Below are 26,161 nucleotides of genomic sequence, written 5' to 3' on the forward strand. Positions count from 1 at the left end.
GGGCTCACTGTCCCGACCGCACCGCCATCGCACCGAGCACGCGGTCCACCTCGGCGACGGCATCGCGGTGCGCGCCAGGGGGATCGTCGGACCGGGCCACCGTCAACGCTGTCTCGCACAGCGCCCCGAACAGGAAGTGCGCGAACGGCTCCGCGGGCCGCGGGTCGATTCGGCCCGCCGCGACGGCCGCTGCGATGCCTGCGCACATCAGCTCCAGCAGCGGTGTCTCCAACCGCCGGGTGGCGGTCCAGCCGATCGCGCTGAACGCTTCGATCAGCACGATGCGCTGCGTGGGCGGATCGCAGCAGTCCTGCAGGAACGCCCGGCACGCGGCGCAGAACGCGTCCCAGGGGTCCGCGCGGCCGCGGTAGGCAGCCAGCACCGACTGGGCAAGTCGGTCGATCTCGCGGGTGAACACCGCCTCGAACAGACGGGCCTTATTGTCGAAATGGTGATAAAGCGCACCCTTGGTCACCCCGGCCTGCGCGGCGACGGCCGCCAGCGACGTCGCGTCGAACCCGTCGGCGGCGAACAGTCGGCGTGCCGCGTCGAGCAGCGCACCGGTGGTCGCCTCGGTGCGCTCGGCCTGGCTGCGCCGACTGCTCACAGCAGCCGGTAGATGCGGTAATCGACGCGATTGGGTGAGAGCACGTTGTAGCCGACCGCCACGACCTGCGACAACCAGGCGTAGCGGTCGTCATCGGTGTCGAAGACCGGGGTGGTGCGCACGTAGGTCTCGGCGTAGGGCAGCGCGCGCCCTTCCAGGAGGCGTCCGAAGCCGTCCGCGGGGACTTTGATGACACCGCGGCTCTCGAGGTGGATCAGGGCGCCGTCGTGCGAGCGAATGGTCGCGCGGACGTCGACGCGGCCGACACCGTCGCTGCCGACCCGTAACCAATCCCCACCGCCGGGCAGCAACTCCCCGCGCACTGCCGGACCGGTGACCTTCCCGCCGGCGATCACGAACGTCAGCCGGGTGCCGGTGGCGGTGCCGATCATCTGGACGGGTTGCAGATCGACGCTGAGATCGCAAAGGTGCTGCACCGGTACGGCGTCGGTCCGGGGCGGCAGTGCTGCAGCGGTAGCGGGCACCATGACATCAAATTTACATACCATGAGTATGTAAGTAAAGGGTCAGACGATCGTCACAGCGAGCGCCGCGGCCGCGCACATCGACGGCCCGTGCGGCACCGCCGCGGCGCCACCGCGCGCCAGTTGCCAGACCGCGACCACGGCGGTCAACACCGACGCGCCCACGGCCGCGACGATCCAGACGTCCGGCCCGAAGGCACCCGTCAGGGCTCCGAGGCCGACGGCGAGCTTGACGTCGCCGGCGCCCATCGCCCGCGGGGCGGCCAGGTGCACCGTGGCGTAGACGGCGAACAACCCGAGTGCGCCGAGTAATGCCGCGGCCCCGTGCCCGCCGAGTGTCGCCACGGTCAGGATGACCACCGCCCCCGGCAGCGTCAGCCAGTTCGGCAGCCGCCGAAAACGAATATCCATGCCGCTCAACAGAATCAGCCACAACCCGAGAACCGACGCGGCGAGTGCACCCCCCACGTTCTCAGGCTAAGCCCGCCGGCTCGGCTAGTACCGCGCCAATTCAGGCGAGCTCGAGCGCGGCTCGCATGGCCTCCTTGGGCGCGGGTCGCCCGGTGAACTGCTCCACCTGGGTGAAGGCCTGGTTCAGCAACATCTGCAGTCCGCTGATCACCTGCCCGCCGGCGGCCTGCACCGCGGCGGCCAGCGGGGTGGGCCACGGCTCGTAGATGGCGTCGAGCAGGACCGGCACCGCCGCCAGGGTCTGCGCATACGGTGCCACCGCGTCGGCGGGCACCGTGTTCACCGCCGCATCGAGGTCACGGACAGCCGCGGCCAGACCGGCGCCGAGCTCGCAGAAATCGGCCGTGACCCCGCAGCGCCCCGCGAGGTCGACCAGCGCGGCGGCCTTCTCCGCGTTGCGCGCTGCCACCGTGAGGTGGCGGGCACCGAGTTCGATCAACCCGACCACGGCCGCCGGCGCCGTGCCGCCCGATCCCACGACCATCGCCCGGGTCGGCTCGAGGCCGTGCAGCGCGCCGGTGACGCCGTCGATGTCGGTGTTGTCGGCCCGCCAGCCTGCTGTCGTCCGCACCAGCGTGTTCGCCGACCCGAGCAGCCGTGCCCTCGGCGTGGCCTCGTCGGCGAAGCGCAGCGCCGCGATCTTGCCCGGCATGGTGACCGACACCCCGACCCACTCCGGCCCGAAGCCCGACACCACCGCCGGCAGCTGTTCTGCGGTGCACTCGATCCGGTCATAGGTCCATCCGGTCAGGCCCAGCGCGCGGTATGCCGCCAGGTGCAGTTGCGGGGACCGGGAGTGCGCGATCGGTGAACCCAGCACCGCCGCACGCCGCGGCGAGCCGGTCATCGCGCCGAGTCGAGCACGCCGTTGCGTATTGCCTGCTGGATGTTGGCCAGATGCTGCTCGTATTCGCGGGTGAACAACGTGGTGCCCTGCATGTCGATCGTGACGAAGTACAGCCAGTCCCCCGGTTCCGGGTTCTCGGCCGCCTTCAGTGCTGCCAGGCTGGGCGAACAGATCGGCGTGGTCGGCAGACCCGGGCGGACATAGGTGTTCCACGGGGTCATCTGCGCCCGGTCGGCGTCGGTGGTGGCCACCTCGATGCGTTCGAGCGGGTAGTTGACCGTCGAGTCGAACTCGAGGGTCCGCTGCGCGGCGAGCCGGTTGTAGATCACCCGGCTGACCTTCGAGAAGTCCTCGGGCGTGGCCTCGCGTTGCACCAACGACGCCACGATCAGAATCTCGTAGGGCGACAGGTTGGTCGCGGCAGCCGACTCCAGCAGACCGTTGTTCTCGTACTGCGTGGCGCTGCCGGCGATCAACGTCGACAGGATGTCCTGCGGTTCGGCCGACGGATCGATGTTCCAGGTGCCCGCGGCGATCAGCCCTTCCAGCCGGCGGGGGTCCTGGCCGACGCGCTCGACGGCGGCGGTGGCCCACTGCGGCACACCGAGCATGTCCGGCGGTGCCGCGGCGGCGACGTCCCGCAACGCATCCGCCGACACACAGCGCCGGTCTCCGTCGAGGTCCACACACGATGCCTTGGCGATCAGGGTCAGGATGCCCTCGGTGACCGCCTGCGTCTTGACGTCCTGGACGTCTTGGAGCTGGCGACCCTCCGGGATCACCAGCCGGCCCACCCGGCTGGCCGGGTCGGACAGGCGTTGCACCGCGTCGGCCGCCGGGATCTCGGTCCGCACCTTGTAGAACCCGGGCTGGATGGCCGAGATCGCGTCGTTGCCGTTCGCGGCGTCGACGAACGCCTTGATGGTGAGAACGACGTTGTTGTCCTGCAGGGTCTGTCCGATCGCGGTGGTCGAATCACCCGGGTGCACCTGGATCACGACATCGGAGACGCCGTCGCCGGCGTAATCTCCGCTGCTGGTACCGAACATGGAGTGCCACAGTCGGGAACCCAGGAAGACCGCACCGACCGCGACCACCACGAGCAGGCTGACCGCGGCGATCGCGGCCACCTTGCGCCGCCGCCGGTATCGCTGCTCGCGGATGCGCTCCTGACGCGTCAAACGCGCCCGGGGCGGACCGACGGCCAGCGGCTCCGGGCGGTCACTTCGCCAGTCGTCAGCCATTCCCGACCTCTCCGTGTGCGGACAGCGCCGTCCGCCGCTGGTCCAGCCAGTGTTGCAGGATTCCCACCGCCGCGGCCTGATCGATCACCGAGCGCTGGCCGCGAGACCGTACTCCCGCTTCCCGCAGTGAGCGCTGCGCGGACAACGTGGTGAACCGCTCGTCGGCCAGGCGCACAGGTACCGGCGCGATCCGCGCGGCCAGCATGTCGGCCACGTCGATCGCGTCCTTCGCCGACGCCCCGGCACGGTCGGCCAGCGTACGCGGCAGGCCGACCACCACCTCGACCACGTCGTTCTCACGCGCCAACGCCACCAGGCGCCGCAGGTGACGATCGGAGCGCCGCTCCCGCCGCACCGTCTCGACCGGGGTGGCCAGGGTCGCGTCCGGGTCGCTGACGGCCACACCGATACGCACGGTGCCGACGTCGACGCCCAATCGGCGGCCACGCCCCGGGTCGGGCGACGACTCGTCGCCGCCAGGCCGGTCAGGCGTCCGGCGGGTCCAGTCGGGGGCGTCCACCTGCGCTAACTCCGGCCCAGCTCCGCGCGTATCGCCGCCAATGCCGCGTCGATACCCGCCGCCCCCTTACCGGACCCCTGGGCCAGATCAGCTTTGCCCCCGCCGCGGCCGTTGACGGCCGCTCCCAGCACCTTGACCAGGTCGTCGGCGCGCAGACCGAGATCCTGGGCGGCCGGATTGACCGCCACCACGAACGGAACGGCATCATTGTCGGCCTCCGACATCAGTGCCACCACCGCCGGCCCGCTGCCGAGCTTGCCGCGGACGTCACCGACGAGCGAGCGCAGATCCCCTGCCGACATCCCGCCGGCCATCCGCTGGGCCACCAGACGGACCTTACCGATGTCCTCCGCGCCGGCGGCCGCGTTGGCCGCGGCGGCGCGGGCGTTGGCCATCCGCAGCCGATCGAGCTCCTTCTCCGCGCTGCGCAGCTTTTCGACCAGAGTGGCCACCCGCGCGGGCACCTCTTCGGAGGGCACCTTCAGCGACGACGCGAGCCCGGCCATCAACGCGCGTTCTTTGGCCAAGTGCCGGAACGAGTCGAGCCCGACATAGGCCTCGACACGGCGCACACCGGACCCGACCGAGGACTCGCCGAGGATCGTCACCGGACCGATCTGCGCCGAGTTGCGCACATGCGTGCCCCCGCACAGTTCCAGCGAGAACGGCCCACCGATCTCGACGACCCGAACCTCGTCGGGATAGTTCTCCCCGAACAGTGCCATCGCCCCCATGGCCTTGGCCCGCTCGAGTTCGGTGGTGAAGCTGTGCACCTCGTAGTCGGCCTCGACGGCCTCGTTGGTGACTTCCTCGATCTCGGTGCGCTGGCCCTCGGTGAGCGCGCCCTGCCAGTTGAAGTCGAACCGTAGGTAGCCGGGCCGGTTGAGCGAACCGGCCTGCACGGCGTTGGGTCCGAGCACCTGGCGCAGCGCCGCGTGCACCATGTGGGTGCCCGAGTGGCCCTGGGTGGCGCCGTGGCGCCAGCGCGGGTCGACGGCGGCCACGACGGTGTCGCCCTCGACGAACTCGCCGGACTCGACCGTGACGCGGTGCGCCCACAGGGTCTTGGCGATCTTCTGGACGTCGCCGACGGCCGCGCGGGCGGTCTGCGAGGCCCCGGTGCCGGTGATGGCGCCTTCGTCGGCGATCTGGCCACCCGACTCCGCATAGAAGGGGGTGCGGTCGAGAATCAGCTCGATCCGTTCGCCGGCGCCCTCGCGACCGGCGTGGGTCACCACCGGAACCCTCTTGCCGTCCACGAAGATGCCGAGGACCCTGGCTTCACTGGACAATTCGTCGAAGCCGGTGAACTCGGTGGGGCCGCTGTCGACGAGATCGCGGTACGCCGACAGATCGGCGTGCGCCTGCTTGCGCGCCGCGGCGTCGGCCTTGGCCCGCTGCCGCTGCTCGGCCATCAGGGTGCGGAAGCCTTCCTCGTCGACACTGAGGTCGGCCTCGGCGGCCATTTCGAGGGTCAGCTCGATCGGGAAGCCGTAGGTGTCGTGCAGGGTGAATGCGTCGCGGCCCGAGAGCTTGGAGGCGCCCGAGGCCTTGGTCGCCCGGGCGGCGTCCTCGAACAGCCGCGAACCGGAGCTCAGCGTGCGGTTGAACGCGGTCTCCTCGGCGACCGCGATGCGCTGGATGCGATCGAAGTCGGCGACCAGCTCCGGGTAGGACGGGCCCATCGCGTCGCGCACGGTGGCCATCAGGTCCGCCATGATCGGCTGCTCGACGCCGAGCAGTTTGGCCGCACGGATGATGCGGCGCAGTAGTCGGCGCAACACGTAGCCGCGACCTTCGTTACCGGGGCTGACTCCGTCACCGATGATGATCGCCGCGGTGCGGCTGTGGTCGGCGATGATCCGGTAGCGGACGTCGTCCTCATGGACGCCCTGGCCGTAGCCGCGCGGAGCCCTCGCAGCCATCAGGTCGATCGCGGGCCGCAGCAGGTCGGTCTCGTAGACGTTGTCCACGTTCTGCAGCAGGCAGGCCACGCGTTCGATGCCCATCCCCGTGTCGATGTTCTTGCGCGGCAGCGGGCCGAGGATCTCGAAGTCCTCCTTCGAGGTGCCCTCCCCGCGCTCGTTCTGCATGAACACGAGGTTCCAGATCTCGATGTAACGGTCCTCGTTGGCTACGGGACCGCCCTCGACGCCGTATTCGGGTCCGCGGTCGTAGTAGATCTCCGAGGACGGCCCGCACGGCCCAGGGATGCCCATCGACCAGTAGTTGTCGGCCATGCCGCGGCGCTGGATGCGCTCGGCCGGCAGACCGGCGACCTCCTGCCACAGTTCGATGGCCTCATCGTCATCGAGATAGACGGTCGCCCAGAGCTTTTCGGGATCGAAGCCGTAGCCGCCCTGATCCTGCGGGTTGGTCAGCAGAGTCCAGGCGAATTCGATGGCGCCCTTCTTGAAATAGTCGCCGAAGCTGAAGTTGCCGGCCATCTGGAAGAACGTGTTGTGCCGGGTCGTGATGCCGACCTCGTCGATGTCCGGTGTGCGGATGCACTTCTGGACGCTCACCGCACGCGGATAGGGCGGGGTGCGCGCGCCGAGGAAGAACGGCACGAACTGCACCATGCCGGCGTTGACGAACAACAGGTTGGGGTCGTCGAGGATCACCGAGGCACTCGGCACCTCGGTATGTCCCGCGTTCACGAAGTGATCAAGGAAACGCTTCCTGATCTCGTGTGTCTGCACGTCCTGCTGTCCTTCGGCTCTGGGGCGGGGATGCCACCTGTTGGGGCGCCACCTGCGAATACTCGACCGCACCACAGTACCGGTCGTCCCAGTCAGCCCGACACGAAGCTCAAGCGGACCGCCCGTTGCGGATTGTCTCTGTTCATGTCCACCAAAACGATGCTCTGCCACGTGCCGAGCAGCGGCGCTCCGTCACCCACCGGCACCGTCACCGACGGCGAGACGAGGCCGGGCAGGACATGATCGGCACCGTGGCCCGGTGACCCGTGGGCGTGGCGGTACCGGTCGTCGCGTGGCAGCAGCCGCTCGAGGGTGTCGACGAGGTCGTCATCGGATCCGGCTCCGGTCTCGATGACGGCGACGCCGGCCGTGGCGTGCGGCACGAACACATTGCACAGGCCGTCCCCCTGCGTGGCGCAGAAGTCACGGACCGCGGCGGTCAGGTCCACGATGCGGCGACGCGACGTATCGACATCGAGCACTTCGGTGTTCACGCTCTCCAGCCTACGAGCCCGCCTCGCCATTGACGCCGGCGTTTAATTTCGCCGGCCGAGGGTATGCCTGCCACACCCCGATGCGGACCGGAACACTTGGAGGAGTCATGACCGTCACCGGAATCATCACCGCCATCCTGATCGGCATCGTCATCGGCGTCCTCGGACGGTTGGTCGTGCCGGGCAAGCAGAACATCGGTGTGCTCGTCACCATCGGAGTCGGCATCGTCAGCGCGCTGATCGGCACCTGGCTGGCTCAGTTGATCGGCATCCCGACCGCGACGAGCGGGGTGGATTGGCTCGAACTGCTCGTCCAGGTCGTCGTCGCCGCCATCGGCGTGGCGCTGGTCGCTGCCCTGATGGGCCGCCGTCGCACCGGCGTGGCGGGTCCCCGCTGAGAGTCTGACGCGCTCGACCGCAAGCGCGACGCTGTGATCCCGGCTGGGCCCCCGACCAGCCGGGATCACTCATCGGCGGGTCAGCGGGCGCGCCGGATGATCGCGCGCAGCTTGTCCAACCTGCCTGAGATCTCCCGTTCGGCACCCCGGTTGGTGGGCCGGTAGTAGTCGACCCCGACCAGCTCGTCGGGTGGATACTGCTGGGCGGCAACTCCTCCCGGCTCATCGTGGGCGTAGCGGTAGCCGACTCCGTGCCCCAGCTTGGCTGCACCGGAATAGTGCCCGTCCCGCAGATGCGCCGGCACCAGACCCGCCTTCCCCGCGCGGATGTCGGCCATCGCGGCTCCCAGCGCGGTGGTCACGGCGTTCGACTTCGGAGCGGTGGCCAGGTGCACCGTCGCGTGGGCCAGCGTGAGCTGGGCCTCCGGCATCCCGATCAGCTGCACGGTCTGGGCGGCGGACACCGCGATGGGCAGCGCGGTGGGATCGGCCATCCCGATGTCCTCGCTGGCCAGAATCATCAAGCGGCGGGCCACGAAGCGCGGGTCCTCCCCCGCGACGAGCATGCGGGCCAGATAGTGCAGCGCCGCGTCGACGTCGGAACCGCGCACCGACTTGATGAACGCGCTGACGACGTCGTAGTGCTGGTCGCCGTCGCGGTCGTAGCGCACCGCGGCCTTGTCCAGGGACTGCTCGATGACCTCGACGGTGACCTCGTCGCCGGTCTCGGCGGCGACCTCCAGGGCCGTCAACGCACGGCGGGCGTCCCCGGCGGACAACTGCACCAGCAGGTCGACGGCCTCGTCGGTGACCGGCACCGCGCCGCCCAACCCCCGCTCGTCGTCGATGGCCCGGCGCAGGACAGTGGCGATGTCGGCCGGCGTCAGCGGCTGCAGCGCCAGGATCAGCGAGCGGGACAGCAGCGGCGCCACCACGCTGAATGACGGGTTCTCGGTGGTGGCGGCGACCAGCAGCACCACGCGGTTCTCCACGGCCGCCAGCAGGGCATCCTGCTGGGTCTTGGAGAACCGGTGCACCTCGTCGATGAATAGCACGGTCTGCTGGCCCCGCACGGCGGCTTGCCGGGCCTGGTCGATGACGGCCCGGACCTCCTTGACCCCGGCCGACAGCGCCGAGAGCGCCTCGAACCGCCGACCGGTGGCCTGGGAGATCAGCGACGCCAGCGTCGTCTTGCCGGTCCCCGGTGGCCCGTAGAGAATGACCGACGCCGCGCCGGACCCCTCGACGAGTCGGCGCAGCGGGGCGTTGGCTTGCAGCAGATGCTCCTGCCCCACCACCTCATCGAGGGATGCCGGCCGCATGCGCACCGCCAACGGCACCGACGCACCGACCGGGCTGGCCGCGGGTGCCGGCGCGTCGCCGGGAACGTCGAACAGACTGTCGGACACGTTGTCGTGCTTACACCGGCGCGGTGACGAAGTCGATGAGCTCCTCGACGCGCCCGATCAATTCGGGTTCGAGATCCGTCCAGTCGCGCACCCGGCCCCGGATCCGTTGCCATGCCGCGGCGATGTCGGCCTGGTCGCGGTGCTTCCATCCCAGCGCGGCGCACACGCCGTGCTTCCAGTCCTGGCCCTTGGGGATCACCGGCCACGACGGTATGCCCAACCGGGCGGGCTTGACGGCCTGCCAGATGTCGATGAACGGATGCCCGACCACCAGGGTGTGGTCGCCGCCCGGGCCGCGTCGTACCGACTCGGCGATACGGGCCTCCTTGGACCCGGGGACCAGATGATCGACCAGCACACCGAGTCGCCGTCCCGGACCGGGACGGAACTCGGCCACGACCGCGCGCAGATCGTCGACGCCGCCGAGGTACTCGACGACGACGCCCTCGATGCGCAGATCGTCACCCCAGACCTGCTCGACCAGCTCCGCATCGTGACGGCCCTCGACATAGATCCGGCTGGCGGCGGCGACTTTCGCGCGGGCACCGGCGACGGCGACCGATCCCGACGCGGTGCGGGTCGCAGCTGCCGGCGCCGCTTTCTTCGGGGCGAGCAGGATGACCGGCTTGCCGTCGATGAGATAGCCGGGGCCGACCGGGAACGGTTTGGTACGGCCGTTCCGGTCCTCGAGTTCCATGCGGCCGTACTCGACGCGCACGACCGCTCCGACGAAGCCGGTCTCGGCGTCCTCGACGACCATGCCGATCTCGATCGGCTGCTCCACGGAGCGGGGCCTGCGCGATTGGTGCGGGTTGTCGGCCAGGATGTCGGAGCCATAGCGATCAGCCACGCAAGTGATCGTAGGGCGACTCAGCCCAACTGCTGGCCCTGCGTCTGCACCGGCGCGCCGACCTCGGCCAGCTTCACCGGGTCGGAGGTCACCTCGTCGATCACAGTGTGGATGAACCGCATCTTCTCCAGAACCGGCGGCGGGAGTACGAACGGGTACAGATCCTCTTTGCCCATCGAGCGGTTGACCATGTTCAGCGCCCACGACAGTGGCAGCCACATGTCGATGATGGTGTCGAATCCGCTGGGCCCCAACACCCGTCGGTCGTAGGTGGCCGTCGCCGGAGCGAATCCGAACGCCGCGGCGGTGTCGAGAGTGTCACGGATGTGCAGATAATGGGCGAACGTCTCGGCCCAGTCCTCGGCGGGATGCATCGTCGCGTAGGACGAGACGTAGTCCGTCTCCCATCCCGCCGGCGCACCTTCGCTGTAGTGGCGGTCCAGCGCGGCCTGGTAGTCGAGTTCCGGGTCGCCGAACAGGTCGGTCGAGCGCTGTAGGTAATCGGGAGCCGTACCGATGAGGCGGTAGAAATAGTAATGGCCGATCTCGTGGCGGAAGTGTCCGAGCAGCGTGCGGTACGGCTCGTCCATCGAGATCCGCAGCTGTTCGCGGTGTACGTCGTCGCCCTCTGCCAGGTCCAGGGTGATCACGCCGTTGTCGTGGCCGGTGAACACCTTCTCGAACTGGCTGGACAGCAGGTCGAACGCCAATCCGAACTCCGGGTCGTCGTCGCGGCCGACAATGGGCAGCTTCAACTCGTGCAACTCGGCGATCAGCCGCCGCTTGGCCCGCTCGGCCGTCGCGAACGCGGCCAGCGCGATGGAGTCAGCGTCGTTGGGCCGGGTGCGGGTGAGCCCGCAGGACACGCACAGTTTGGCGATCGGCCCTTTCTCGACCAGCCAGTTGCATTCGGCCAGGTGAAGATTCGCGCACAGCTGGTAGTGGCATTCGTCGACAGCACCGGCATGCTCGCTCTCCTCGCTCGGCGCGATCACCAGCAGGGCCATGTCATCGAGGGAGAAGCCGAGCGCACTCCCACAACTCAGGCATACCGAGTTCTCGAACGCCAGCCGTTGCCCGCAATTGGGGCACGTGAAGTCACGCATGTCGCACAGTCCCTTCGTATGGCGCCACGTCGACCGACACATCGATCACGCTGCTCTCCGATTCGGTGTAGATGATTCCGCGCAGGGGCGGAATGTCGGCGTAGTCACGGCCGAAAGCCACTGTGATGTAGCGCTCGTCGATCACCTGGTCGTTGGTGGGATCCAGCCCGAGCCAGACGTTCTGCGGCGTCCACACCGCTGCCCAGGCGTGCGTCGCGTCGATCCCGACCATGCGTTCCTTCCCCGGAGGCGGGTCGGTGGCCAGATATCCCGAGACGTAACTGGCTGCCAGACCGTTGGCACGCAGGCACCCGATCGCGAGCCGCGCGAAGTCCTGACATACCCCTTCCCGCGCCGCCAAAACATCGCTGACCTTGGTGGACACCGTCGTCGATCCCGATCGGTAGGTGAAATCGGTGTAGATGCGTGTCGTCAGGTCGCGCAGGACGTCGATCAGCGACCGTCCGGAGGCGAAACTGGGTGCGGCATACGCACGCAACTCTTCGGTGATCTCCGCCGGCTGCAGGTCCAGGGTGAACTCCGCGGCGCGCGCACCGTCCGCACCGACCGGGCGCGCGATCTCCCACGGCGCGCGGGCCGACGGCCCCTGGTACCGGTCGACCGGCGGTGGATCGACCTCGACGACCGACGTCGCGGTGATGCACAGCGCACGATGCGGCCGGGTCACGTGGAAATAGGAACTCACATTGCCGTAGACGTCACGGCTGGTGGAGCTGTCGTCCGCGGCCGGGGCGACGACCAGTTCGTGGGACAGTCGGCGCTGACGCCCCGAGTTCCGCGGCGTCAGAAAACCCCGCCCGTAGGAGCTGGTGACCACGTCGGAGTAGCGGTACTCGGTGCGATGGACGATCTCGTAGCGACGCGCCGTCGAGGCGGCGGTCACGTCGTCCGGAGCCATCGTCACGGGACCAGCCGCCGCCGGTCGGGCCCCCACAGCGGCTGCATCTCCCCCGGGACCGACAGGTGCGTGGCGCTGATGACACCGGCGAGCTCGCGCAGCGCCTGGTGGGTCGCGGCGAGCAGTCCGTCAAGCTCCCGACGCCGCCCCCCGCCGTCGACGCTCTCGAGCTCGTCTGGCTCGATGCGGCGCAACCGCGCGGCGATCTCATCGACCATGCGCTCGGCACGGGAGGACCCCGACGCACCGGACAGCGTCTTCAAGTCGGCCCGCAGTCGCTCGAGCTGATACACCAGCGACCGCGGGTTCGTCCCGTCGAACAGCACCAGCTCGGCCACTCCGGCCACACTCGCCTTTCCCGGGTTTCGTCTGCGGTAGATCACCAACGATTCACATGCCACCAAGGTCGACTCGATGACGGTCTGCTCGGCGCCGGGCCGGCGCACGGAGGTCAGGGTCGTTTGCAGCAGCGCCGTCAGGGCCAAGCCACGCTCGATTCTCTTGCCGATGTCCATCATCGTCCACCCGATGTCGCGCACCATCGATTCGGCGATCATCCCGGAGAGCGCCAACATCCCGGCCAGCGCCAGGTTGTTGGTCGTGGACAGGAACGCCTCGCCCTCGGCCTTGGACTCCGGCGGTTGCTCCGGGGCCTGCAGCAGCGCCCGCTCCACGGCCGCCAGCACCATCCAGATGTCGTTGGACATCTGGTCGCGAACCGCACGGGCCGCCAGACCCAGCCGTTCGACCGACTGGGCCAGTGAGCCCGGCCGGTGCCGGTCGGCAGTCAGCGACCACAGCGTCGACCACGCCGTGGCGACCATCTCGGTCACATCGTCGGTGCCGGTGTCGCCACCGGTCAGCGCCGCCAGTGCGGCGAGCAGCACCGGGACACAGTCGCCGCCGTCATCGGTTGGGCGGTATCGGAACTCGTGGTGGCGCTCGCGGGTCACCGTGAGCAGCCTGGCCATGTGCTCGGTGCGTTCGGCGTAGCGCCCGATCCAGAACAGGTCGGAAAGCACACGCGGCGAGCTGACTTCGCGCGTCGGGCGGGAGAATGCCATCGCGGGCAGGCCGGTGACGTCGGGCGTCTTCTCCGCGGTGGCCCGTGCGGGCATCCGGACCCACACGTCCTTGGCCGCCAGGGTGTCGAGCCGGAACGCGGAGGTGCCCGGCGCCAGCACATAACCCAGCCCGCCGATCATCGGTGCGTACCCGCCGCGCTGGGCGACCGTGAAGAGGCGGGCGCCGGTGCTCGCCGCAGACAGCCCGCCGGCAGCGAAAGCAGAAGGAGCGGAACAGAACTCCGGGAGCTCCTGCCCCACCCACTGCCAGGGGGTGGTCGAGATCGCCGCGGCCAACTGCTCGCGCCGCTCATCCGACAGTTCCGGGCCGACGATCGACTCCCCGCCGGTGACCGGCCGGATCAGCAGCGATGACAGATTCGCCAACAGATGTGAGCGCTCGACATCGATGCCGCCCCAGTACATCGGCTGGGCCCCCAGCAGCGGGGTCTCATCCAGCAGTGCGGCAGCGAGCTGCGGCAGAAACCTCTGCACACCAGGGCTTTCCAGGATTCCACTGCCCAGCGTGTTGACCACCGACACCGATCCGCGCCGCAGCGCCTCGACCAGCCCCACCACGCCCAGCCGGGAGTCGGCGCGCAAATCCAGCGGGTCGGCGTAGTCGGCGTCGACTCGGCGCAACACCACGTCGACCCGCTGCAGCGTGCCCATCGAGCGCATCCACACCTTGCCGTCGCGCACCACCAGGTCTGCGCTCTCCACCAGCGGGAAGCCCAGCAGGCTGGCCAGGTACGCCTGGTCGAAGGCGGTTTCGGAGTGGATGCCCGGGCTGAGGACCACCACGACCGGCTCTTCGGCCGACTCCGGTGCCGCGTCGATCAGCGCCAGCCGCAGCGCCTGCGCCCACGGGGACGCCGGCCGCGGCGCGATCTGCTCGTAGAGCTCGGGAACGGCGTGCGCGATCACCCGTCGCCCGGCCAGCGCGTAGCCCGCCCCGGACGGGGCCTGGGTCCAGTCGGCATTGACCAGGAAGTCGCCGGAGGCGGCACGGCTGACGTCGCAGCCGTGCAGGAACAGCTGGTGACGGCCCGGCACCGCGATCCCGTGGGCGGCGCGCTGGTACCCGGGGTGGGCGTATAGCAGTTGCGGCGGTAGCACTCCGCCGGTGATCACCCGTTGCGGCCCGTACAGATCGGCCAGCACCGCGTCGAGGAGGCGGGAGCGCTGCACCAGACCCGCTTCCAGGCCGTCCCAATCGGCTGCCGAGATCACCAGCGGCAGCGGGTCCAGCCGCCACGGAATCGGCATGGGTCCGGAGTCGGGGTCGGCGCCCTGGTAGTCGACCGGGATGTAGGTGATGCCGTCGTTGTCGACCAGGTCACGAACCGCGGCGCGCAGCCGGTCCAGCCCGCTGCGGCCCCGGTCGCGCATTCCGTCGGCGAGCTCCTGCCACGCGGGCCGCACATCGCCTGCCGCATCGACGAATTCGTCGTACCCGGTGGCGGGGCCGCCGTCCTGTAGGTCGAACAGCACCTGTTGGGCCCGCATCCGGCGGTACCGGGCCAGCGGATCATCGATCTGGTGTGCACCAGAGGCAGGAAGAACCATTACTGCAGAACGGTACGCACTCGTCGCAGGTCGAGGATGCCCGGCGCGCCCACGTCGGTGGATTGCCGCGCCTGCTGCTCGCGCAGCGCGGCCACGTCGACCGGCCCCGGGGTGAACCCACCGATCTCGAACCGCCGGGCACGCCGCGACTCGGCCTCGACCGCGTTGACCGGCGGGCTGTCGTAGGCCCGCCCGCCCGGATGCGCCACGTGGTACGTGCAGCCGCCCCGGGAGACCTCGGCGGCGAGATCGACGAGTTCGAAACGCAGCGGACCGTCGACGGTGATGCTGGGATGCAGCGCACTCGGCGGTTGCCACGCGCGGTACCGGACCCCGCCGACCTGAACGTCAGGGTTGTCGGTGGCCAGCAGCGCGATCGGGAAGCCGTTGACGGTCAGCAGGTGGCGCTGCCGGTCGGCGCCGATCAGCCTGACCTGCAGCCGTTCCACCGACGAGTCGACGTAGCGCGCGGTGCCGCCGGCGGTGGCCTGTTCACCGAGCACGTTCCAGGGCTCGATCGCCGCGCGGAGTTCGATCTCCACCCCACCGAAGACGCCGGTGCCGATGCGCGGGAAGCGGAACTCGGTGAACGGGTCCAACCAGCTCGTGTCGAACTCGATTCCGTGCGCACGCAGATCCGCCGCGACCTCGGCGATGTCGTGAATGAGGAAGTGCGGCAACAGGTAACGGCCGTGCAGGTTCGCACCATGACGGATCAGCGGGGCGCGCAGCGGTTCGTCCCAGAACCACGCGACCAGCGACCGCACCAGCAGGGACTGCACCATCGCCATCTGGTAGTGCGGCGGCATCTCGAATCCGCGCAGCTCGAGCAGCCCGAGCCGGCCGCGGGCGCTGTCGGGGCTGTAGAGCTTGTCGATGCAGAATTCGGCGCGGTGGGTGTTGCCGGTGATATCGGTGAGCAGGTGGCGGAGGGCTCTGTCGACGAGCCACGGAGCGACGTCTTCCCCACCCCCGGACAGCCGCGCGATCTCGGCGAAGGCGATCTCGAGTTCGTACAGCGCCTCCGACCGGCCCTCGTCGACCCGCGGTGCCTGCGATGTGGTCCCGATGAAGCGTCCGGCGAACAGGTAGGACAGCGCCGGGTGGCGCTGCCAGTAGGTCAGCAACGACACCAGCAGGTCGGGCCGTCGCAGCAGCGGGGAATCGGCAGGGGTGGGCCCGCCGAGGGTGATGTGATTGCCTCCCCCGGTGCCGCCGTGGCTGCCGTCGACGTCGAACGACTCGGTGCACAGCCGGACCTGCCTGGCCTGTTCGTAGAGCGTCTCGAGCTGGTCGCGCTGCTCGGCGAAACTCGCCGTCGGCGCCACGTTGACCTCGATGACGCCCGGGTCGGGGGTGATGGTCGTCGAGATCAGCCGCGGGTCGCCGGGCGGCCCGTAACCTTCCACCACCACGGGGTGGTCGATGGTGGCCGCCGCCGCCTCGATCCGCGCCACGAGGTCGATGAAGTGCTCCAATTTCTCGGTGGGCGGCAGGAATACGTACAGCAGTCCCTCACGGACTTCGGCGACCAGTGCGGTCGGCGGCACGGACTCCGCGTCTTCCACCGCAGCGGTCGCTTCGTCGTCGCCGGCCGGCAGCCCGGATCGACGCTCCAGTGGGTCGGTCTCGAATGCCGGGCGCGGCGGGGTCCAGCTGATCGAGTCGAGTGGCAGCCGCAGGCCGGCCGGCGAGTCACCGTCGACGAGCACGATGCGCCCCCGGCGCAACCGCCAGTCCGCGCTCGCCCAGCCGGTGTCGTCGTCACGGCGGTGCAGCGGCAGCACGAACGCCGCGGCATCGCTGACCGGGCTGTCCAGCCGGGCCAGCAGCGCGGCACGCGCCGCGGCACTGTCGGCGCTCAGATCGTCGGCGGGGGCGGCCGGTTCGCCGTCGGGCCGGCGGACGGCGGCGAGCAGCCGGCTCAACGGATCGGCGTAGGCGGGTCGGACCTGGCTCGCGGGAAGCCCGAGGCCGTCGGCGACGGCGTGCAACAGGTGCGCGGCGGTGTCCGCTTCGACGACCGCGGTGGGCGGTTCTTCGGCCCAGGGGTCGGCCAGCAGGGTCTCGTCACGCCACAGCGGCTGCCCGTCGCTGCGCCAGAGCAGCCCGATCTGCCAGCGCGGCAACGGTTCTCCCGGATACCACTTGCCCTGGTTGCGTTGCACCAGACCGCCAGGGGCCCAGACCTTCCGCAGTCGGGCCGTCAGAGCCGAGGCACGTTCGCGCTTGTGCGGCCCGTCGGCTGCCGTGGTCCATTCCGGGTCGGTCTGGTTGTCGACGGACACGAAGGTCGGTTCGCCGCCGACGGTGAGCCGGACGTCGGCGGCGGCCAACCGCTCGTCGACGCGGTGACCGAGCGCGGTGACGGCCGCCCACGCCGACTCCGTATAGGGCAGGGTGACGCGCGGATCCTCGTGCACCCGAGTGACCAGATTGCTGAATTCCAAGGTGGTGGCGCACGGTTCGGTCGCCCCGGTGATGGGCGCCGCCGACTCCGGATGCGGCGTGGCGGCCAGCGGGATGTGACCCTCACCGGCGAACAGCCCGGAGGTCGGATCCAGACCTATCCAGCCTGCACCGGGCACGTACACCTCGGTCCACGCGTGCAGGTCGGTGAAGTCCGCGTCCGGCCCGCTGGGCCCGTCCAGGGCCGCCACGTCGGACGTCAGCTGGACCAGGTAACCCGACACGAATCTGGCCGCGAGCCCCATCTGGCGCAGGATCGACACCAGCAACCACGCCGAGTCGCGACAGGATCCGATCCCGGTGCGCAGCGTGGTGTCGGGGGTCTGCACACCTGCCTCCATCCGCACGCTGTATCCGACGTCGGCGTTGACCGCACGGTTGAGCGCGACCAGGAACTCGATGATCGGCGTCCCGGCCGCAATGGTGAAGTTCTGCACCCAGGCTTGTGCAAGCCCCCCGGGCCCCGACCCGTCCCCGACCTCGTCGACCGGGCGCAGGTAGGGCTTGAGATCCTCGGCCAGTGCGCGGGGATAGGTGAAGCCGGCGCGTTCGGCATAGTCCTCGATGAAGAAGTCGAACGGGTTGATCACCATCAGGTCGGCGATCAGGCCGACGGTGATCGTCAGGTGGCGGGCCCGGCTGGGGAACACCAGACGCGCGGCGAAGTTCCCGAACGCGTCCTGCTGCCAGTTGACGAAGTGATCGGCCGGCTCGACCTGCATCGAATACGCCTCGATCGGCGTGCGGGAATGCGGCGCCGGCCGCAACCGCACCACGTGGGGGTACACCTCGACCAGCCGGTCGAAGGTGTAGTGCGTGCGGTGCTGGAGGGCAACCTTGATACCCATAGCGGTGATCCCATCACACCGACGACACCGATGCAGGTTGCGTCAGGTCCGGGTGACGGCGACTCCGAGTTCGTCGGGCCCGACGTCGTGGCCGGCGGCGCAGCGCAACACCACCGCGGTGTCCGCCCCGCAGCCCAGATGGGTCAGCCGCAGGGGGCTGCCGTCCAGATGTTTGCGGCCCCACTCGAACATCGCCCATACGACCGGCATGAAATCCAGGCCGGCCGTGGTGAGCACGTATTCCTCGCGTGCCCGCTGGCCGGGTTCCCGGTAGGGCTGCTTGGTCAGCAGACCTGCGTCGACGAGTTCGGCCAGCCGGGCCGAGGCGGCGGCCTTGGTGATGCCGACGCGGCGCGCGAAGTCGTCGAATCGTCGTGTGCCGTAGAAGGCCTCGCGCATGATCAGCATCGCCGATTTGGTGCCCACCAGAGCCATCGTCTTCTCGATCGGACAGCGCCCGACCGCCGACCAGCTGTCGCGGTCGGCGAGCACGCCTTGCAGAACTGTCATCCACATCACTTCCGGGCTGGGTTGATGAAACTGAACTCAGGTGTTACACCTGAGTATAGTCTAGAAAACTCAGGAGGATTCCCGTGACCGATTATTCCGACCGAGACGCCGTCATCGTCGGTGCCGTCCGCACCCCGGTGGGTAAGGGCAAGCCCAGCGGTGCGCTGCACGGCGTACTGCCCGCCGACCTGTTGGCACACAGCCTGCGCACGCTGGTCGACCGGACCGGCGTGGACCCGGCCGACGTGGACGATGTCATCGCCGGTGCGGTGACGCAGGTCGGCGACCAGGCCGCCAACATCGCGCGCAGCGCCCTGCTGGGCGCGGGTTTCCCCGAGACCGTGCCGGGCACCACGGTCGACCGGCAGTGCGGCAGCGGCCAGCAGGCGGTCAGCTTTGCCGCGCAGGGTGTGCAGGCCGGCGCCTACGACATCGTCATCGCCGCCGGCGTGGAATCGATGAGCCGGGTGCCGATGGGCTCCTCGGTGCTACCCGGCAGCAACCCGTTCGGCACAGGCCTGGCCGCGCGCTACCCCGAAGGCCTGGTGGCTCAGGGCATCAGCGCCGAGCTGATCGCCGCCAAGTGGGGCCTCACCCGTACCGAACTCGACGAGTTCTCCGCCGCAAGCCATCAGAAGGCGGCCCGCGCGGCCAAGGACGGGTTGTTCGACGCCGAGATCGCGCCGATCGCCGGGCTGGCCGTCGACGAGATCGTTCGCCCGGACACCACGGTCGCGACGCTGTCCGGACTGCGGCCCGCGTTCCACAGCGACGCCATCGCGGCGCGGTTCCCGCAGATCGGCTGGCACATCACCCCCGGCAACAGCTCTCCGCTGTCGGACGGCAGCGCGGCATTGATGATCACCAGCGGCGCGGCCGCCCGGCGGCTGGGGCTGCGCCCGCTGGCCCGCATCCACACCACAGTTGCGGTCGGGTCCGATCCGCTCTACATGCTGACCGGCGTGATCCCGGCCACCGAGAAGGTGCTGTCCCGGGCCGGGCTGAGATTGTCCGACATCGACCTGTTCGAGGTCAACGAGGCCTTCGCGCCGGTCGTCCTGGCGTGGGCCCACGCTACGGGAGCGGATCTGTCGAAGACCAACGTCAACGGCGGCGCCATCGCGATCGGCCACCCGCTGGGTGCGTCGGGCGCGCGCATCATGACCACGCTGGTCAACGCGCTGTACCAGCGCGGCGGCCGCTACGGGTTGCAGACCATGTGCGAGGGCGGCGGTATGGCCAACGCCACGATCATCGAGCGGCTGGGGTAGGCGGTTCGACCTCGCCCTTGGTCTGCCGCCACCAGGCGACGATGAAGATGACCATCGCCCCCGCCAGAGCCAGCAGCACCCACAGGATGACCGCAAGGTCGACCCACGAGCCCGACGGGGGCGAACCGGGCAGCACGTTGCGCAACGGCACCACCGCGAACAGCATGGCCGCGAACCAGGTGATGAACGGCGGCAGGAACTTTCGTCGTCCGAGCAGCATCTCGATGGCCACGAAGAGCGCCGTCGCCGGTAGCGCGAGCAGCACCAGCAGGATGCCGACGTCGATGGCGTGCGCGCCGCGGGTGCGTTCGAGGGTGAACTGCACACTCTGAATGGGACCCCACGGCGCGTCCAGGGTGCCGACGTCGCTGTTGACCGTCCAGCCATTGACGCTGCCCGCGACGATGATCCTGGCGTCGAGCCTGCGCCGCTCGGGACCCTCGCCCAGGAACGCCTCCACGCCGAGCACATTGGTGGTGTAGGTGTCCAGCGGCCAGTTGTCCGGATCGCCGACGGCGGTCAGTTCCACCTTCGACGCATTGCTCTTGAGTTCGTCGCGCACATAGATCAAGTCGCGGGACTCGGTCCAGGAGCTCAGTCGCACAACAGGATTGCTCAGCACGTCCGGCCCGTTCGCGAGCAGGTCCTGGCCCGGGTGCAGCAGCACGTCTGCGGTCAGCAGGTTCTCGGCGGTCTCCAGCTGGTGCAGACGGATGATGACCGACGTCTGCTCGTCCACCGCGGCTTCGGAGAACTCGAACGGCGCCGGGGGCGTCTCCAACAGCCGGTACCCGACGATCGAGGCGACGTAGACGCCGAGCACGGCCAGTATCGTCGTCAATACCGTGGCCCGTACCGCCCGGGTGCGACGAGGAGTGGACTTGGGCTCTGCGGGCGCCATCACCCGCGGATCGTATCGCCCTCGGTGGCCGAATCCGGCTAGGCGCGGGTCAATTCGAACAACGGGATCGCGCGCGTCGTGTTGGCCTGGTAGTCGGCGAACACCGGGGCGATCTCGACGATCTTCGGGTAGGTGGCGTCGCGCTCATCGGCCGGCAACTCGCGGGCGACGACGTCATAGCTGTCGCTACCGACCTCGATGCGCGCCGTCGGATGAGCCCGCAGGTTGTGCACCCACGCCGGATTGTTCGGTGCTCCGGCATAGGAACCCACAATGATCATCTTGTCGTCGATGGTCAGGTAGGCCAGCGGGGACAGCCGCGGCTGTCCCGACTTGGCGCCGGTGCTGTGCAGGAGCAGCAGAGTCGCGCCCTCGAACGGACCGCCGACCCGTCCGCCGTTGGCGCGGAACTCCTCGACGATGTTCCGATTGAACTCGTCGAGTGCCGCGGTGTCGGAGTAGAGCTTCTCTTTGTCAGTCATGTCCCTGTCGGTCATGCCTTCTCCAGCTTGTCGGGCTTGGCATCTATTCCGGATTCCTTGCGCTGCCGCGCGGTGATGGGCGCAGGGGCGTCGGTCAGCGGGTCGACGCCGCCGCCGGACTTCGGGAACGCGATCACCTCGCGGATCGAGTCCACCCCGGCCAGCAGCGCGGTGATGCGGTCCCACCCGAACGCGATGCCGCCGTGCGGCGGGGCGCCGAAGGTGAACGCGTCCAACAGGAAACCGAACTTCTCGCGGGCCTCGTCGTGGTCGATCCCCATCATCGCGAAGACCCGCTCCTGCACGTCGCTGCGATGGATACGGATCGAGCCGCCGCCGATCTCGTTACCGTTGCAGACGATGTCGTAGGCGTCGGACAACGCGTCGGCGGGATCGGTGTCGAAGGTGGCCTCGGACTCGGGCTTGGGCGCGGTGAAGGCGTGATGCATCGCGGTCCATGCCCCGGATCCGACCGCCACGTCACCGGAGGCCGTCGCTTCCGCGGCGGACTCGAACATCGGCCAGTCCACCACCCACGTGAACGCCCACGCGGTCGGATCGATCAGGTCGAGACGCTTGGCGATCTCGACTCTGGTCGCTCCCAACAGCGCGCGGGCGGACTTCGCCGGGCCGGCCGAGAAGAACACGCAGTCGCCCGCTTCGGCGCCGACGTGGGCGGCCAGGCCTGCACGCTCGGCGTCCGAGAGGTTCTTGGCCACCGGCCCGCCGAGCTCGCCGTCCTCGCCGATCAAAACGTAGGCCAACCCTTTGTGCCCGCGTTGCTTGGCGAACTCCTGCCACCCGTCGAGCGTGCGCCGCGGCTGCGAGGCCCCGCCCGGCATCACCACCGCGCCGACGTAGGGCGCCTGGAACACGCGGAACGGCGTCTCTGAGAAGTACTCGGTGCATTCGACCAGTTCGAGACCGAATCGCAGGTCGGGCTTGTCGGTGCCGAACCGGCGCACCGCGTCGGCGTAACTCATCCGGGGCAGCGGCAGCGGCAGGTCGTAACCGATCAGTGCCCACAGCGCGCGCAGCACCTCCTCGGACACCGCGATCACGTCATCGGCGTCGACGAAGCTCATCTCCATGTCCAGCTGGGTGAACTCGGGCTGGCGGTCGGCGCGGAAATCCTCGTCGCGGTAGCAGCGCGCGATCTGGTAATAGCGCTCGACGCCGGCGACCATGAGCAGTTGCTTGAACAACTGCGGGCTCTGCGGCAGTGCGTAGAACGACCCCGGTTGCAGCCGCGCCGGAACCAGGAAGTCGCGGGCACCCTCCGGCGTGGACCGGGTCAGCGTCGGCGTCTCGACCTCGACGAAGTCGTGCGCGGCGAGCACCCCGCGGGCGGCCGCGTTGACCTGGGAACGCAGCCGCAGCGCCGACCCGGGCCCTTCCCGGCGCAGGTCCAGGTAGCGGTACTTCAGCCGGGCTTCTTCCCCGGCTGTCTCGTCGAGTTGGAACGGCAGCGGCGCGCTCTCCCCCAGCACTGTCAGCGACGTCGCGTTGACCTCCACCTCACCGGTGGCGATCTCCGGGTTGGCGTTGCCTTCCGGCCGGATCTCCACCACGCCGGTGACCGCGACGCAGAATTCCGAACGCAGCCGGTGCGCCTGCGTGAGCGCGTCGCCTTCCCGGAACACCACCTGGGCCACACCGGACGCGTCACGCAGGTCGATGAAGATGACCCCGCCGTGGTCCCGGCGGCGCGCCACCCAACCGGCCAACGTCACGGTTTGGCCGGCATGGGTGGGCCGCAGCGATCCGGCAGCATGACTGCGCAGCACGAAGTACTCCTGTTCACGGGGGAATGTCAACGGCTCAGTCTAGAGGTCGACACCGTGGCCTAATGTGTATGGCCATGCCGGCCTGCGAGCGCGTCGACCTGAGCTTCGTCGAAACCGCCCCGTTTCGCTTCGTCAGCACAGTGGAGCTCCCCATCACCCCTGAGCAGCTCTTCGAAGTGCTCGCCGATGCGCAGTCGTGGCCGCAATGGGCGACGGTGATCACCGATGTGACGTGGACCAGTCCCGAGCCGCGCGGGGTGGGCACCACCCGCACGGTCACGATGCGCGGCGGGATCGTCGGCGACGAGGAATTTCTGGCCTGGGAGCCGTTCCGGCACATGGCCTTTCGGTTCAACGAAGCCTCGCGGGGCGGTATCGCCGCGTTCGCCGAGGACTATCGGGTGGTCCGCACGCCCGGCGGCTGCCACCTGACCTGGGTGATGGCGATGAAGCCGGCGGGTCTGGCCGCCCGCGTCGGCATGACGCTGGGCCGGCCGCTCATGGGTGCGGTGTTCCAGAAGTTCCTGTACAACCTGCGGGAGTACTGCGTGAAACGCTTCGCCACGACGTAGCGCTGCGCGCGCCGATGCCATGTGCGACGCGGCCGCAATGTGCAAAGCTAGCCGGCATGACCTTCAACGAAGGCATCCGCATCGACACCAGCACCGCATCCTCCAGCGGTGGCAGCGGCCGCGGGCCGGGCCGCGGTATCGCGGTCGGTGGCGGTGTCGGCGGCTTGCTGATCGTCGTGGTGGCACTGCTGCTCGGCGTCGACCCCAGCACCGTGACGCCGTCCCCGCAGCAGTACGACACCGAGGGCGTCGCAGCCCCCGGGTTCGATCTGAGCCAGTGCCAGACCGGAGAAGACGCGAACAACATTCCACAGTGCCGGGTGGTGGCCACCGGGAACTCGCTCGACGCCATCTGGGCCCAGCAGCTACCGGGCCAGTACACCCGGCCGCGCGTCGAGCTGTTCACCAATGACGTCGACACCGCGTGCGGCACCGCGACCAGCGACGTCGGCCCGTTCTACTGCCCCGCCGACACCACCGCCTACTTCGACGTGGGGTTCTTCGACGTGCTGCAGACGCAGTTCGGCGCCAGCGGCGGACCGCTGGCTGAGGAATACGTGGTGGCCCACGAGTTCGGCCACCACGTGCAGAACCTGCAGGGTGTGCTGGGCCGGGCCCAAGGACCCGGCGCACAGGGGGCCACCGGCGCGGGGGTGCGTACCGAACTGCAGGCCGACTGCTACGCCGGGGTCTGGGCGCACTACGCCGCGATCACCGAACAGGAGGGCACCGACGTGCCGTTCCTGCAACCGCTGACCGACCAGGACATCGCCGACGCGCTGTCGGCGGCCGCGGCGGTCGGTGACGACCGCATCCAGCAGGCGGCCACCGGACAGGTCAACCCGCATACCTGGACGCACGGGTCGGCGGCACAGCGACAGAAATGGTTCACCGAGGGATACCGCACCGGCGACCCGCAGGCGTGCGACACGTTCGCGGCACGAGACCTTGGTTAGGCCCGCGACTGCCGTCGACGCGGTCGCCGAGCGCTATCTCGAGACACTGGCTGCGCTCGACCCCTGCGCGGCAACCGAAATGGGCATCCGCGGCCACGACGAGAACATCACCGACTACTCCCCCGACGGCGTGGCTGCACGCGCCGACGCTGCCCGCAACGCACTGCGCGAACTCGACACCGTCACCGCGACCGATGACGTCGACGCGGTCACGGTCGCCGCGATGCGCGAACGCCTCGGCGTGGTCATCGATCTCAACGATGCCGGGTTCGACGTCGGCGAGCTCAACGTGATCGCCTCGCCGCTGCAGTCGATGCGCAAGGTCTTCGACCTGATGCCGACCGAGACCGAGCACGACTGGGCAGCGATCAACCGCCGACTGGCCCAGCTGCCCGAACGGGTGGCCGGCTACGCCGATGCGCTGCGCGCTGCCGCCGCCGGCACCAGCCCGCCGGCCGTACGCCAGGTGGCCCGTGGCATCGACCAGTCGACCAGCACACAGCAGTTGCTGCTGAACCTGGTCGCCGGGGCCGCTCCGGCCAACCGGACCCTGCGCGACGAATTGCACGCCAATGCGGCCAACGCCGCACACTCCTACCGGGAACTGGGCCGCGTGCTCGGAGACGAGATCGCGCCGAGGGCACGCACCGACGACGCGGTGGGCCGCGATGCCTACCAGTTGTGGTCGCGGTCGTTCCTCGGCGCGTCCGTCGACCTGGACGAGGCCTACCACTGGGGACTGTCGCAGCTGGAAAGCATTGTCGCCGAACAAGAGTCTTTGTCCCGACAGCTGTATCCGGGGTCGACGGTGAGCGAGGCGCTGCGGTTGCTCGACGGCGAGGAGCGCTACCTGGTGCGCGGTGTCGACGCGTTGCAGGCCTGGATGCAGGACCTCTCCGACCGTGCGGTCGATGCACTCGCCGACACCGAGTTCGACATCGCCGGGCCCCTGCGCCGACTGGAATGCCGTATCGCCCCGACACATACCGGCGGCATCTACTACACCGGGCCGTCGGAGGACTTCAGCAGGCCGGGCCGGATGTGGTGGTCGGTGCCGTACGGGGTCGACACGTTCCACACCTGGCAGGAAACCACCACGGTCTTTCACGAAGGTGTCCCCGGCCACCACCTGCAGATCGGTCGGGCGGTGTTGATCGCCGACCATCTCAACCGCTGGCGCCGCCTGGGTTGCTGGGTTTCCGGCCATGGTGAAGGCTGGGCGCTCTACGCCGAGCGCCTGATGGCCGAGTTGGGCTGGCTCGAGGACCCGGGCGACCGCATCGGAATGCTCGACGCTCAACGCTTCCGCGCGGCCCGCGTGGTGATCGACATCGGGGTGCACTGTGCGATGACCGCGCCCGGGGGCGGCACCTGGGACGCGGACACGGCGTGGGCGTTCCTGACGTCGCACAGCGCGATGGGTGCCGAGCACCTGCAGTTCGAACTCGATCGATATCTGGGTTGGCCCGGCCAGGCGCCCTCCTATGCCATCGGCCAACGAATCTGGCTGCAGCTACGCGACCACCTGACCGTTGAGGGCATGGCGCTCAGAGAGTTCCACAATCGCGCGCTGGACCTCGGCGGGCTCCCGCTCGAGGTGCTACAGGCCACGCTGACCGCGCCGCGGGTTTAAACTGACGTACGTTCGGCATGGGAGCGAGGAGCCGGCACCGGCATCCG

At 69.3% G+C, this 26,161-nt stretch carries 23 protein-coding genes; 5 read left to right on the forward strand and 18 right to left on the reverse strand.

What is annotated here, in order from left to right; translation table 11 throughout:
- Window positions 1-4: 4 nt before the first annotated feature.
- The 8 genes from G6N31_RS08445 to G6N31_RS08480 all read right to left on the reverse strand — a co-directional run bounded on the left by G6N31_RS08445 (window position 5) and on the right by G6N31_RS08480 (window position 7,370).
- Window positions 5-607, reverse strand: a complete 603-nt coding sequence (locus G6N31_RS08445; protein ID WP_098004319.1) for a TetR/AcrR family transcriptional regulator — start codon at window positions 605-607, stop codon at window positions 5-7.
- Window positions 604-1,095, reverse strand: coding sequence for a DUF3237 domain-containing protein (locus tag G6N31_RS08450; RefSeq protein ID WP_098004320.1), 492 nt, complete (start codon window positions 1,093-1,095; stop codon window positions 604-606). Before G6N31_RS08450 ends, G6N31_RS08445 begins: the two co-directional genes overlap by 4 nt.
- A 39-nt stretch (window positions 1,096-1,134) precedes the next feature.
- Complete coding sequence (locus G6N31_RS08455; RefSeq protein WP_234815382.1) at window positions 1,135-1,503, reverse strand: prepilin peptidase; 369 nt, start codon at window positions 1,501-1,503, stop codon at window positions 1,135-1,137.
- Window positions 1,504-1,603: 100 nt separating this feature from the next.
- Window positions 1,604-2,410, reverse strand: a complete 807-nt coding sequence (locus tag G6N31_RS08460; RefSeq protein ID WP_098004322.1) for a shikimate dehydrogenase — start codon at window positions 2,408-2,410, stop codon at window positions 1,604-1,606.
- Complete coding sequence (gene mltG, locus G6N31_RS08465) at window positions 2,407-3,654, reverse strand: endolytic transglycosylase MltG (protein WP_098004323.1); 1,248 nt, start codon at window positions 3,652-3,654, stop codon at window positions 2,407-2,409. Before mltG ends, G6N31_RS08460 begins: the two co-directional genes overlap by 4 nt.
- Window positions 3,647-4,174, reverse strand: a complete 528-nt coding sequence (ruvX, locus tag G6N31_RS08470; RefSeq protein ID WP_098004324.1) for a Holliday junction resolvase RuvX — start codon at window positions 4,172-4,174, stop codon at window positions 3,647-3,649. The genes mltG and ruvX overlap by 8 nt, the downstream gene beginning before the upstream one ends.
- A 5-nt stretch (window positions 4,175-4,179) precedes the next feature.
- On the reverse strand, window positions 4,180-6,876 hold the full coding sequence (gene alaS, locus G6N31_RS08475; RefSeq protein ID WP_098004325.1) for an alanine--tRNA ligase: 2,697 nt from the start codon (window positions 6,874-6,876) through the stop codon (window positions 4,180-4,182).
- A gap of 92 nt (window positions 6,877-6,968) precedes the next feature.
- Window positions 6,969-7,370: a secondary thiamine-phosphate synthase enzyme YjbQ gene (locus G6N31_RS08480; RefSeq protein ID WP_098004326.1), complete on the reverse strand. Its 402-nt coding sequence runs from the start codon at window positions 7,368-7,370 to the stop codon at window positions 6,969-6,971.
- Between the two features lie 107 nt (window positions 7,371-7,477).
- Between G6N31_RS08480 and G6N31_RS08485 the strand changes: the two genes are divergently transcribed.
- Entirely contained in the window at window positions 7,478-7,768 is a 291-nt protein-coding gene (locus G6N31_RS08485; RefSeq protein WP_098004327.1) for a GlsB/YeaQ/YmgE family stress response membrane protein, read from the forward strand.
- An 80-nt stretch (window positions 7,769-7,848) separates the two neighbouring features.
- Here G6N31_RS08485 and G6N31_RS08490 read toward each other — a convergent pair whose 3' ends face one another.
- Genes G6N31_RS08490 through G6N31_RS08520 form a run of 7 tightly spaced genes read right to left on the reverse strand, consistent with a single transcriptional unit; the run spans window position 7,849 to window position 18,512 of the window.
- Entirely contained in the window at window positions 7,849-9,177 is a 1,329-nt protein-coding gene (locus tag G6N31_RS08490) for a replication-associated recombination protein A (protein ID WP_098004328.1), read from the reverse strand.
- A 10-nt stretch (window positions 9,178-9,187) separates the two neighbouring features.
- Window positions 9,188-10,027 (reverse strand): DUF3097 domain-containing protein, encoded by an 840-nt coding sequence (locus tag G6N31_RS08495; RefSeq protein ID WP_098004329.1) that lies wholly within the window; start codon window positions 10,025-10,027, stop codon window positions 9,188-9,190.
- A gap of 20 nt (window positions 10,028-10,047) precedes the next feature.
- The gene (locus G6N31_RS08500; protein ID WP_098004330.1) at window positions 10,048-11,133 is read right to left on the reverse strand and encodes a zinc-binding metallopeptidase family protein; all 1,086 of its coding nucleotides are present in this window, start codon (window positions 11,131-11,133) and stop codon (window positions 10,048-10,050) included.
- Window positions 11,126-12,052: a transglutaminase family protein gene (locus G6N31_RS08505; RefSeq protein WP_098004386.1), complete on the reverse strand. Its 927-nt coding sequence runs from the start codon at window positions 12,050-12,052 to the stop codon at window positions 11,126-11,128. The genes G6N31_RS08500 and G6N31_RS08505 overlap by 8 nt, the downstream gene beginning before the upstream one ends.
- A gap of 2 nt (window positions 12,053-12,054) precedes the next feature.
- Entirely contained in the window at window positions 12,055-14,685 is a 2,631-nt protein-coding gene (locus tag G6N31_RS08510; protein WP_098004331.1) for a circularly permuted type 2 ATP-grasp protein, read from the reverse strand.
- Complete coding sequence (locus G6N31_RS08515; RefSeq protein WP_098004332.1) at window positions 14,685-18,002, reverse strand: transglutaminase family protein; 3,318 nt, start codon at window positions 18,000-18,002, stop codon at window positions 14,685-14,687. The genes G6N31_RS08510 and G6N31_RS08515 overlap by 1 nt, the downstream gene beginning before the upstream one ends.
- Window positions 18,003-18,044: 42 nt before the next feature.
- Window positions 18,045-18,512, reverse strand: a complete 468-nt coding sequence (locus G6N31_RS08520; protein WP_098004333.1) for a winged helix-turn-helix transcriptional regulator — start codon at window positions 18,510-18,512, stop codon at window positions 18,045-18,047.
- 83 nt (window positions 18,513-18,595) lie between these two features.
- Here G6N31_RS08520 and G6N31_RS08525 point away from each other — a divergent pair, with 83 nt between their 5' ends.
- Window positions 18,596-19,783, forward strand: a complete 1,188-nt coding sequence (locus G6N31_RS08525) for a thiolase family protein (RefSeq protein ID WP_098004334.1) — start codon at window positions 18,596-18,598, stop codon at window positions 19,781-19,783.
- On the opposite strand, the gene G6N31_RS08530 is transcribed toward G6N31_RS08525, so the two are convergent.
- The 3 genes from G6N31_RS08530 to aspS are packed head-to-tail and all read right to left on the reverse strand — an operon-like array spanning window position 19,764 to window position 22,953.
- A complete protein-coding gene (locus tag G6N31_RS08530; RefSeq protein ID WP_098004335.1) occupies window positions 19,764-20,684 on the reverse strand; it encodes a DUF8686 domain-containing protein in 921 nt (306 codons plus the stop codon). The two genes, G6N31_RS08525 and G6N31_RS08530, sit on opposite strands and share 20 nt — an antisense overlap.
- Window positions 20,685-20,722: 38 nt before the next feature.
- The gene (locus G6N31_RS08535) at window positions 20,723-21,181 is read right to left on the reverse strand and encodes a nitroreductase family deazaflavin-dependent oxidoreductase (protein WP_098004336.1); all 459 of its coding nucleotides are present in this window, start codon (window positions 21,179-21,181) and stop codon (window positions 20,723-20,725) included.
- Window positions 21,178-22,953: an aspartate--tRNA ligase gene (gene aspS, locus G6N31_RS08540; protein ID WP_098004337.1), complete on the reverse strand. Its 1,776-nt coding sequence runs from the start codon at window positions 22,951-22,953 to the stop codon at window positions 21,178-21,180. Before aspS ends, G6N31_RS08535 begins: the two co-directional genes overlap by 4 nt.
- 68 nt (window positions 22,954-23,021) lie before the next feature.
- On the opposite strand from aspS, the gene G6N31_RS08545 reads away from it, so the two are divergent.
- From G6N31_RS08545 to G6N31_RS08555, 3 genes are read left to right on the forward strand one after another with little or no spacing between them, the layout of a single operon-like run.
- Complete coding sequence (locus tag G6N31_RS08545) at window positions 23,022-23,525, forward strand: SRPBCC family protein (protein WP_098004338.1); 504 nt, start codon at window positions 23,022-23,024, stop codon at window positions 23,523-23,525.
- Window positions 23,526-23,581: 56 nt separating this feature from the next.
- Window positions 23,582-24,481 (forward strand): KPN_02809 family neutral zinc metallopeptidase, encoded by a 900-nt coding sequence (ypfJ, locus tag G6N31_RS08550; protein ID WP_098004339.1) that lies wholly within the window; start codon window positions 23,582-23,584, stop codon window positions 24,479-24,481.
- Window positions 24,474-26,114 carry a DUF885 domain-containing protein gene (locus G6N31_RS08555; protein ID WP_098004340.1) on the forward strand — a complete coding sequence of 547 codons (1,641 nt, stop codon included), beginning with the start codon at window positions 24,474-24,476 and terminating at the stop codon, window positions 26,112-26,114. Before ypfJ ends, G6N31_RS08555 begins: the two co-directional genes overlap by 8 nt.
- Window positions 26,115-26,161: the final 47 nt, after the last annotated feature.

The sequence above is a fragment of the Mycolicibacterium duvalii genome (assembly GCF_010726645.1).
In the GTDB taxonomy this organism is placed as follows: Bacteria; Actinomycetota; Actinomycetes; order Mycobacteriales; family Mycobacteriaceae; genus Mycobacterium; species Mycobacterium duvalii.

Excerpts from the sequence above, each read along its gene's own strand:
- mltG (WP_098004323.1), bottom strand. The coding sequence starts at position 3,654 with ATGGCTGACGACTGGCGAAGTGACCGCCCGGAGCCGCTGGCCGTCGGT.
- G6N31_RS08500 (WP_098004330.1), bottom strand. The coding sequence starts at position 11,133 with ATGCGTGACTTCACGTGCCCCAATTGCGGGCAACGGCTGGCGTTCGAG.
- G6N31_RS08515 (WP_098004332.1), bottom strand. The coding sequence starts at position 18,002 with ATGGGTATCAAGGTTGCCCTCCAGCACCGCACGCACTACACCTTCGAC.
- G6N31_RS08535 (WP_098004336.1), bottom strand. The coding sequence starts at position 21,181 with ATGACCGACAGGGACATGACTGACAAAGAGAAGCTCTACTCCGACACC.
- G6N31_RS08510 (WP_098004331.1), bottom strand. The coding sequence starts at position 14,685 with ATGGTTCTTCCTGCCTCTGGTGCACACCAGATCGATGATCCGCTGGCC.
- G6N31_RS08530 (WP_098004335.1), bottom strand. The coding sequence starts at position 20,684 with ATGGCGCCCGCAGAGCCCAAGTCCACTCCTCGTCGCACCCGGGCGGTA.
- G6N31_RS08505 (WP_098004386.1), bottom strand. The coding sequence starts at position 12,052 with ATGGCTCCGGACGACGTGACCGCCGCCTCGACGGCGCGTCGCTACGAG.
- G6N31_RS08485 (WP_098004327.1), top strand. The coding sequence starts at position 7,478 with ATGACCGTCACCGGAATCATCACCGCCATCCTGATCGGCATCGTCATC.
- G6N31_RS08460 (WP_098004322.1), bottom strand. The coding sequence starts at position 2,410 with ATGACCGGCTCGCCGCGGCGTGCGGCGGTGCTGGGTTCACCGATCGCG.
- G6N31_RS08455 (WP_234815382.1), bottom strand. The coding sequence starts at position 1,503 with ATGGATATTCGTTTTCGGCGGCTGCCGAACTGGCTGACGCTGCCGGGG.
- G6N31_RS08545 (WP_098004338.1), top strand. The coding sequence starts at position 23,022 with ATGGCCATGCCGGCCTGCGAGCGCGTCGACCTGAGCTTCGTCGAAACC.
- ypfJ (WP_098004339.1), top strand. The coding sequence starts at position 23,582 with ATGACCTTCAACGAAGGCATCCGCATCGACACCAGCACCGCATCCTCC.
- G6N31_RS08520 (WP_098004333.1), bottom strand. The coding sequence starts at position 18,512 with ATGACAGTTCTGCAAGGCGTGCTCGCCGACCGCGACAGCTGGTCGGCG.
- G6N31_RS08450 (WP_098004320.1), bottom strand. The coding sequence starts at position 1,095 with ATGGTGCCCGCTACCGCTGCAGCACTGCCGCCCCGGACCGACGCCGTA.